Genomic DNA, 7,790 nt, shown 5'->3' on the forward strand with positions numbered 1-7,790 from the left:
GCATTGGCAAAATAAACTACCAAAGCCTAATCTACGCCTACAGCAGGATAATAAACTTCTACAACACCAACGGAAGATTACCAAGTTCTGTGACAATAAAAAGTGTGAAAGTAGCATCGTCGGCTATTGGGGGGAATACTCCAAAGGGTAAAATGCCAGATGATGTGAAAAAACTGATACTCAATGATAACTCTATAGCAGGGAATGTTTTAAAGAGTGCTGGTAGTATAATCACTTTTATAGATGAGAAAGGTGAGGTTCCAGGAAGTGTGAAACTCTCCGATACTCTCACAGTTACTAAGGCCCAGTTTCTGTACCTTACAAGTCATATGATACCATATTTGAATGACCTTACAGATGCTAGTAGAGCAGCGCAGGCAGCGGCGAATTATAACAAGTTCTTGGAGGAGCTTAAGACCATGGCCCAAAAGGGTGTGAACCCGGCGCCAAACCCTTTAAATGGTGTCGCTGCGGGTGAATTGACAAAGGCCGATTATGTTGATTTGGCTAAGAGGGTGGAAAGTTTCATCAAAGCCTATGGTCGCCTGCCGAATTCAGTTACTAGTCCAATAGGGAAATTAGGATGCGATTTCTTGATCCTAGAATTTTCGAAGATTCTAAATTCGTATAAAGTGAATGGGACATTACCAGCCAGTGTTGAAACCTATTCTGACATTTTCAAGTTTAAGACGCCGATTATAGCAGGTTATCTAGGCGCATATAATATTCAGGTGACTAAAGATTATGTGAAGGCTACTGGAAGGTGCAGTTGTGGATCAAGGGATTATTCCAATTATTATACAAGTGCATTTGTTAATTATTGCCCATGCTGTGGCAGGTATGGGACATTAGCCTTCGAACAAGGAGGACCAGTAGATGGTAATTACGAGGGTATGTGGTATTGTACCCATTGTGACGCTGATTACTGCCTAGTATGTGGAAAATTGCATGTCAGTGGAAGTAAGGTATATCTAACACGATATACCATGCAAGGTGGTGGGGTAAACAGTGGCTCGAATATAATTACATTGAAGTTTAATTATAAGATTTTCAGGATTTTCCAGGATTCCTATGCATACAAGGATTTATATACGAAGGTGAGCGACTCTTATACAACAGTTAAATACTCTAGTGGGACCCTCTTCAGATTCTTTTAAATCCTCTTTTTTTCTTTTGATATTCCCCAGGGGGGTTCAAAAAGTTTTAATAATCCCGCCAGGATTTGGTTGTTGATAATGGCAAGTTTTGAATAATCTGAAGAGCACCCTAAGATCACAAAAGGTGGTTGCCTGTACATTCTTTAGTTTTTTCCTTGGTTGTCACAATTTGAAAATTGCATGTTTTGGGGGGGTTGTGCGAGGGTTTAGATGATAATATTCTTTTTCATTATCTCCACATCATCTTTTATGAATTCTAGGAGACTTTTTTTGCCTTCTATTTTTTCTTTGGAGTGGCTTGTAAGTTTTTCAGATCTTTTAGGTAAAGTTGTGGTGTTTTTGTCTGTGATGATCATTGCAGAACCAATTTTTTCGAGTATAGTTTTATATAGTTGCTCCTTTTTTTCAAGTTTTTTTATGCGCATATATTTTGTCGTGTCATCGTAGATATCATCAGATGATGATTTGCATGCGAGGCCGCGTCCTCATCTATTGACTCCTTCATTTTCATGCTTTGCCTGTCTTATATACTCCCTTGGGATGTTTTTAGTAAACCGCAATCTTTTACTGCTGGGGAGCGCTTCACTTATCTCCCTATAATATTTTCCTTTTTCACTTTTTCTGTGTGCTTCCCAAGAGGGTTAATGTCCTTGAAAATGAAATCTTCACCGTCATTTACGCCCTGAAGAATTGTCACGCAATTACCTAAATGCTCAAATAGCTCCTATAACGGTTTATTTCTTCCTTCATTATATTTAGGTTAATAATGGAATTCACAGCCATTTTAAGCTCTCGAGGATCAAATGGCTTATTCATATGGATATACCAGATGAATCACTGCAACTAAGTTTTGCTACAACAGCAATAAGCAATTGAAATATCCCCCTTGCAATGAAAGGAGGGGGTAATGCCAGTGTTTATTGCGCATCCGCTTGCTTTGACTTCCTAACAATCCTGCCAAAATACCGATCACGAAGATGTATGTTCAATGATCGTGTGGGGGGGTTTTAAGAAAATTAGTGTGGGAAATTATATGCTCTTTTCGAGAAGGATTGAAAGCATCCTATGATGGGAAGTATCCTCATTGGATCATGCTTCATCTGAAAGTATGGTTATATATTTTTTTGTTGTATTGAGGCTATGGCAGCCATTTCTGTTAATATGGCCCCAACAGAGTATGCGGATCTTAAACCTGAAAGGAAAAAGAGAGCATCAGGGCCTTGGAGTATATATGCTTGCAGGATCTCGGACGGTACAATTGCATATAATATTGCGCCTCCTGTTGCGATGCCAAGGACCATGCCAACATTTCTTATTGTCGCGAGGACTCCTGAGGCTATGCCCAGATAGGGTCTGGGGGCGCTGCCCATAACCGCGCTATTGTTAGGTGACTGGAATATGCCTGTCCCTATGCCGAATAGGGCCATTCTCCACATGATATCCATTTGAGTCGTATGGGATGGTAAAGTAGCCATGAGGAAAAGTGCCAATGCACATGTTCCCGCGCCGAGAGATGCTAGTATCCTTGTACCTATTTTGTCTGATAAGTATCCGCTGAATGGTGCGACTATCATGGTTGCTAGTGGAAATGATGTCATGACTATGCCTATCTTATCTGCCGGGTAATGTAGGATCCTTTGCATGTAAAATGGTGTGAGAAATACCATAACATATTGTGACATGAAATTTAATAGTGCGCCTAGATTTGCAAGGGTAAAAGTCCTGTTATTGAAGAGTTCCAAGTTTAACATTGGTTGAGAAACGCGAGTCTCAATGTATAGGAAGGTCATAGCGCTTAAAACACCCAATATGAGGAATATCACATTTTGAGGGTTTAATCCGGTTGTCTGGGCTACATTGACGAAATATAATAATGAGAATAGGCTTATAAATGCTGTTATGGCCCCTAGAATGTCTATTTCTCCCTGTCGACCCTTCAATTCTTGTATAAATTTCCAAGTGAGGATTATGCCAAGTAAACCTATGGGACATTTATAAGGAATGCTGAACGCCAACCCCAAAGTGATGTTACAAAACCTCCAAGGGATGGTCCTATAGCCAGTCCTGCAGAAATGCTTATAGCATTAATTCCGAGTGCCTTGCCGCGTTCGGTAGGTGGGAGAGAACCTGTGATTATCGCATAAGGTACCGACATCATCATACCCGCGGCAATTCCTTGCAGCGCCCTTGCAAGTATAAGATGATACACAGTAGGTGAAAATGCGCAAAAAAGAGATGTTAGGATAAAACCTGCAAGCCCCCAAATGTAAACTTTCTTGTAGCCGATTATGTCACCCAGTCGACCATAAAATAATAAGACTGCTAATAATCAGAAGATATATCATAGGAACCCATGGACTATAGAGATTGTCGTGCGAAATGAATGGGCTATAACTGGAAGTATCGTATTGACTATACTGGCATCAATGGGCCCCATTATACTCCCAATCATGACAGTTGCCAATACAAGGTAGCGTAGCCTATAATCATCCAATATTATCCCCCCATGTTTGTCAACATCCTAGCATGCCTAATGTCTATTATCATTTTATATGATTGCCTTTGTAGAGATGGTAAACTCCCCCACATTTTTCTCTATTTTTTGGAATAGTTTAAAAGCGTGTTCTGGATGTTCATTGAGGTTCTGTCAAGTTCATAATTTGCGATTGTTATGCATTGTTCGGCCATTAAAGAAAGCTTGGAGACGCTGACAATATCCTCTGCGAATCGAAGTATTATTTTTTCGTCTTCCTTTTTGACTCCAACATGGTCTCCTAGGACAAATAATGGGTTCTCCATTTTATATGATATCTTCCTTATGTCTTCTCCATCCTCTCTCATATAATATATGTGGTAGGAGTTGGAGAGATCCTCTAACAATCCTCTAAGACCCTTTTTTGAAATGAATATTCCAGAGTTCGTCTCGGTCCATCCTTCTCCTGCTTTAAACTTTAAAGCTTTTCTTATAAGTCCTGCTATACTCCGCTCATCAGGTGACATCCTCCTAACCTCATCACTTTTGATCTTCACGACTATCGGAGGATTGGGATCGCCAAGTAGGAGAAGATAAACTTCCAAAGATTTTCTTATGGAATGGGACAAGAATATAGCCTGGGAGATGCAACGACACAATATATCCATCCGCCCAGCCCCTGGAATATTCTTCAAACTAAAGGGACTAGTAGTAGCCTTATTTCCTATAACAAGAAAACCCCTCATAAAACTCATATTTATAACATGTAATGTAAAAGTATTTCCAAACCCCCCTTAGCATATAAAGGATATAGATTCTTATGAATGTTCTCTTCATAGAACCCCCAAAAGACCCATGGTTTCTAATGGGCGAATACAAGCCGCCACCATTAGGTATATTAGAGTTAGCTGCCTACATTGAGGCTAAAAATGAAAATATACACATAAAGGTCTTGGATTGTCAGGCCGAGAAGGTTGGCTGGAAAGAATTGGAAAAACACATAGAATCCTTCCAACCAGATATAGTTGTCCCAAGCTCCTTGGCAACCTGTAACGCTTATCTAGTTCTTAGAACCGTTGAAACAGCGAAAAAAATCAGCCCAGATATAATAACCGTTGTCGGCGGCCAACATTTCACGGCCACGGCCCACGAAACTCTCAAATCATATCCAGAGATCGACTTTATCATCCGCGGCGAAGGCGAAGAAACACTCAACCAACTCATCCAAAGCATAGAGAAGAACATGCCCATTTCAAAGGTTAGAGGATTATCCTTCAAACACAATGGTAAGATAATACACAATCCTCCCAGGCCACTTATCCAGAACCTAGATGAGTTGCCATTCCCAGGTTATCATTTTGTCGCAGATCATATGAAAAAATATCATTTTAAGATGATGGCAGGAAACGCAGGATATGCTCTCATAGAAGCTTCACGTGGATGCGATCATCAATGCACTTTTTGTTCACAATGGAAACATTGGAGAGGGTGGAGAACCAAATCACCCCAGCGTATAGCTGATGAAATAGAATACCTATACAATGAATATGGGAGCACATTCCTGTGGTTCACTGACGACAACCTAGGTTCAGGTGATAGGATTGAAAGATTATGCGACGAACTCATAAAAAGAGACTTGGATGATCTGAAATGGTTTGTCCAAGCCAGGAGCGATGATATCATCAAAAACAGGCATATACTGCCTAAAATGAGGAAAGCTGGCAATTATTGGATTATGGCCGGGTTGGAAAGACATGATGATCCAACCCTTAAAGGTTTCAATAAGAATATTAGAAGTTCTGATGCCAAGGTTTCCATGGACCTTTTAAAGGAGAATGATATATTCGCCCAGGCAACTTTCATAATAGGAGAAAGAAGAGATTCACACGAATCCATAGAGAAATTGCGAGAATTTGCTAACATGGTAGACCCTGACCTTGCAATTTTCATGGTATTAACACCATTCCCAGGGACAAAACTTTATGATACTGCCAAGGCCAATGGATGGATAGAGGACACAAACTGGGCGAACTATGATATGATACATGCTGTCATGCCCACAGAAAACCTTTCAAGGGAAGAAGTGCAAGAAGAATTATACGAGTGTTACAGGAGCTTCTATGGGAACGTGAAAAGGCGCCTGAAGGGGCTATTCTCACTAAACACTTTAAAGGGGAGAGTTTACAGGTACATGGCTGGTAGGGGCCTTCTTCAAGCTTTGGGGGATTTGTTTTGAAAATATCAGAAAATCTTACCTTCATATATTTTATAAGTGTTTCATTGATAGGCTTGTTCTTCTTACCTATAATGGTATTCAAGATCCCGGCTAGTGCAACTTCTCATTGGCACCAACTACCTATTTTTTCAGTTTTTGGTTTAATTTGCTTCTTGGGCATTCTAGCCGGGATCTTCCCATCAAAATTCCAAAAAAAGGGTAATAAGATCATGGAATTTAAGGGGCATCATCCTGATTGTGGGAATTTCTCTGAACATGTCATCCAGGTAGGGGATAAAATTTATTGTGCAGGCTGCAGTGGACTGGTCATAGGGGCTGTAATCTCCCTCTTCGGCGTATTATTGTATCTCATCGGCAGATTACCCTGTGAAAACATGACTATAATATTTTGGCTGGGCTTTACAGGAACCTTGACCTGCCTATTATATAATAGCTTATTTAAATGGCGTATAAGTTTCCTGAATCTGTTTTTGAATGCTTTTTTTGTCCTGGGAGCGTTCATGCTACTTATCGGCATGGAAAAAATAAACAATAGCCTACTCATTGAACTTTACCTTTTGATACTAATCCCCATCTGGATCATAACCCGGATACTATCATCACAAAAAGCACATAGGAGAATATGTGAAATTTGCGATCTGAAAAAATGTCAAAAAAATATAAAGGAGTGATGAAAAAATGGTCTATTGCCCAAAATGTGGTAAAAAAAATGAAGAGGACGCAGAATTTTGCTCAGGCTGCGGAGCACCCCTACAAATCCAAAAACAAGGGGACACATGCTTCAACCGACCAGAAGAACGCTATAAGGAAGAATGCTTCGGCCTGCCCCATGGTGGGTTAATAGTAGGCGTGATATTCGGAACGCTCTTGATAATCATTGGAATTTCAGCCATACTAAAGATAGATATCGGATACATCATAGGCCCCTCTATAATGATAATCATAGGAATACTTATCATAGTCGGCGCCATATACAAAATCCTCAAAAAAAGCTAAAAACCCTGTGTTGTCTAAAACCCCCCATCTTAAAAGAGTTAGGAAGAACCCGCAAAAAAATAGGAGGGGTTCCACCCCGCCAAGGGTGGACTAATATGTATCTTTTTTTTAGCCTTCTCTCGTAGATTCTTGTAGGTAAATGCTTACGAAATCCCCTTCCCTGATGTCATAGAGTTCAAGTTGATCCTCCGGGATCTTAAGAGCCCCATCAGGTGTGAGACGCTCCCATATAGTCCTAGATATGCTCCTCGTTTTCACGCCACCCTTTCTGATCTTAGCATGTCTGACAAGCTTATAATTCACATACTTGCCCTCTTGCATTTTAAAAGTTTCCCTGATATTCTGGGGGATTTCAACCGTCCCATCACTCCTAACCTCACCGGTCACATACAAACCAATCTCCAAAATAGACACCCCCAACACACAACGAAAAAATTATTCACCTATAAATAATATTATCTTTAATGGTATATTTTATGTTTTACTGATAAAATAGGATGTGGGGGATGATATGAAAGTTAGAGCCCACATATTTATCACCGGCAGGGTTCAGGGCGTATTTTTCAGGTATAAAACCCAGGATGTTGCAATGGCACATGACGTGAAAGGTTGGGTGCGTAACCTACCAGATGGCAGAGTCGAAGCCGTCCTTGAAGGCGAAAAAGAAAATGTGGAAAAAGTAATAGAGTTTTGCAAGGTGGGACCGCGCGGGGCTAAAGTCACCAACATTGAAATAAACTGGGAGGAATACAAGGGAGAATTCAAAAACTTCCAAATACGCTACTAACCACAAAAAAATAAAAGAAAAGAATATTAGAATGGTAGGCTTGCGTAGGTTCCTAGTATTTTCACGGTTGCTGTGTTCCAATTGTTTATTACACCTAGACTGTTTCTACTGCTTGTTGCATCTGCGCTATACCACTTGCCA

The 7,790-nt window shown here is 40.3% G+C and carries 10 protein-coding genes and 1 pseudogene; 5 read left to right on the forward strand and 6 right to left on the reverse strand.

Translation table 11 applies throughout. The features are described 5' to 3' along the window. Positions 1-1,157 (forward strand): pseudomurein-binding repeat-containing protein (locus DPC56_RS07945; protein WP_281267934.1); only part of this gene is annotated, 1,157 nt, incomplete at its 5' end. Positions 1,158-1,363: 206 nt separating this feature from the next. Here the strand turns inward: DPC56_RS07945 and DPC56_RS07950 are convergent. The 5 genes and pseudogenes from DPC56_RS07950 to trmY form a co-directional block, all read right to left on the reverse strand. Then, the gene (locus tag DPC56_RS07950; RefSeq protein WP_112094542.1) at positions 1,364-1,582 is read right to left on the reverse strand and encodes a hypothetical protein; all 219 of its coding nucleotides are present in this window, start codon (positions 1,580-1,582) and stop codon (positions 1,364-1,366) included. Positions 1,583-2,269: 687 nt separating this feature from the next. Then, entirely contained in the window at positions 2,270-3,097 is an 828-nt protein-coding gene (locus DPC56_RS07955; protein WP_220084831.1) for an MFS transporter, read from the reverse strand. A 41-nt stretch (positions 3,098-3,138) separates the two neighbouring features. Beyond that, a pseudogene (locus tag DPC56_RS07960) lies at positions 3,139-3,468 on the reverse strand (MFS transporter); the annotation flags it as partial. 30 nt (positions 3,469-3,498) lie between these two features. Further along, complete coding sequence (locus DPC56_RS08250; protein ID WP_181454432.1) at positions 3,499-3,651, reverse strand: hypothetical protein; 153 nt, start codon at positions 3,649-3,651, stop codon at positions 3,499-3,501. 101 nt (positions 3,652-3,752) lie between these two features. Beyond that, positions 3,753-4,385: a tRNA (pseudouridine(54)-N(1))-methyltransferase TrmY gene (gene trmY / locus DPC56_RS07965; RefSeq protein WP_220084832.1), complete on the reverse strand. Its 633-nt coding sequence runs from the start codon at positions 4,383-4,385 to the stop codon at positions 3,753-3,755. Positions 4,386-4,450: 65 nt separating this feature from the next. Between trmY and DPC56_RS07970 the strand changes: the two genes are divergently transcribed. From DPC56_RS07970 to DPC56_RS07980, 3 genes are read left to right on the forward strand one after another with little or no spacing between them, the layout of a single operon-like run. After that, on the forward strand, positions 4,451-5,866 hold the full coding sequence (locus DPC56_RS07970; protein WP_112094545.1) for a B12-binding domain-containing radical SAM protein: 1,416 nt from the start codon (positions 4,451-4,453) through the stop codon (positions 5,864-5,866). After that, entirely contained in the window at positions 5,863-6,537 is a 675-nt protein-coding gene (locus DPC56_RS07975) for a ribosomal-processing cysteine protease Prp (protein WP_112094546.1), read from the forward strand. The genes DPC56_RS07970 and DPC56_RS07975 overlap by 4 nt, the downstream gene beginning before the upstream one ends. 7 nt (positions 6,538-6,544) lie before the next feature. After that, the gene (locus DPC56_RS07980) at positions 6,545-6,862 is read left to right on the forward strand and encodes a zinc-ribbon domain-containing protein (protein WP_112094547.1); all 318 of its coding nucleotides are present in this window, start codon (positions 6,545-6,547) and stop codon (positions 6,860-6,862) included. A gap of 108 nt (positions 6,863-6,970) precedes the next feature. On the opposite strand, the gene DPC56_RS07985 is transcribed toward DPC56_RS07980, so the two are convergent. Further along, positions 6,971-7,267 (reverse strand): hypothetical protein, encoded by a 297-nt coding sequence (locus DPC56_RS07985; protein ID WP_112094548.1) that lies wholly within the window; start codon positions 7,265-7,267, stop codon positions 6,971-6,973. A gap of 106 nt (positions 7,268-7,373) precedes the next feature. Here DPC56_RS07985 and DPC56_RS07990 point away from each other — a divergent pair, with 106 nt between their 5' ends. Beyond that, a complete protein-coding gene (locus DPC56_RS07990) occupies positions 7,374-7,649 on the forward strand; it encodes an acylphosphatase (RefSeq protein ID WP_112094549.1) in 276 nt (91 codons plus the stop codon). The last annotated feature ends 141 nt before the right edge of the window (positions 7,650-7,790 follow it).

Origin of the sequence: Methanothermobacter tenebrarum, from assembly GCF_003264935.1 — an archaeon.
Taxonomy (GTDB): domain Archaea; phylum Methanobacteriota; class Methanobacteria; order Methanobacteriales; family DSM-23052; genus Methanothermobacter_A; species Methanothermobacter_A tenebrarum_A.

Coding starts and splice junctions, on each gene's coding strand:
- DPC56_RS07950 (WP_112094542.1), bottom strand. CDS start 1,582: ATGCGCATAAAAAAACTTGAAAAAAAGGAGCAACTATATAAAACTATA.
- DPC56_RS07990 (WP_112094549.1), top strand. CDS start 7,374: ATGAAAGTTAGAGCCCACATATTTATCACCGGCAGGGTTCAGGGCGTA.
- trmY (WP_220084832.1), bottom strand. CDS start 4,385: ATGAGTTTTATGAGGGGTTTTCTTGTTATAGGAAATAAGGCTACTACT.
- DPC56_RS07980 (WP_112094547.1), top strand. CDS start 6,545: ATGGTCTATTGCCCAAAATGTGGTAAAAAAAATGAAGAGGACGCAGAA.
- DPC56_RS07970 (WP_112094545.1), top strand. CDS start 4,451: ATGAATGTTCTCTTCATAGAACCCCCAAAAGACCCATGGTTTCTAATG.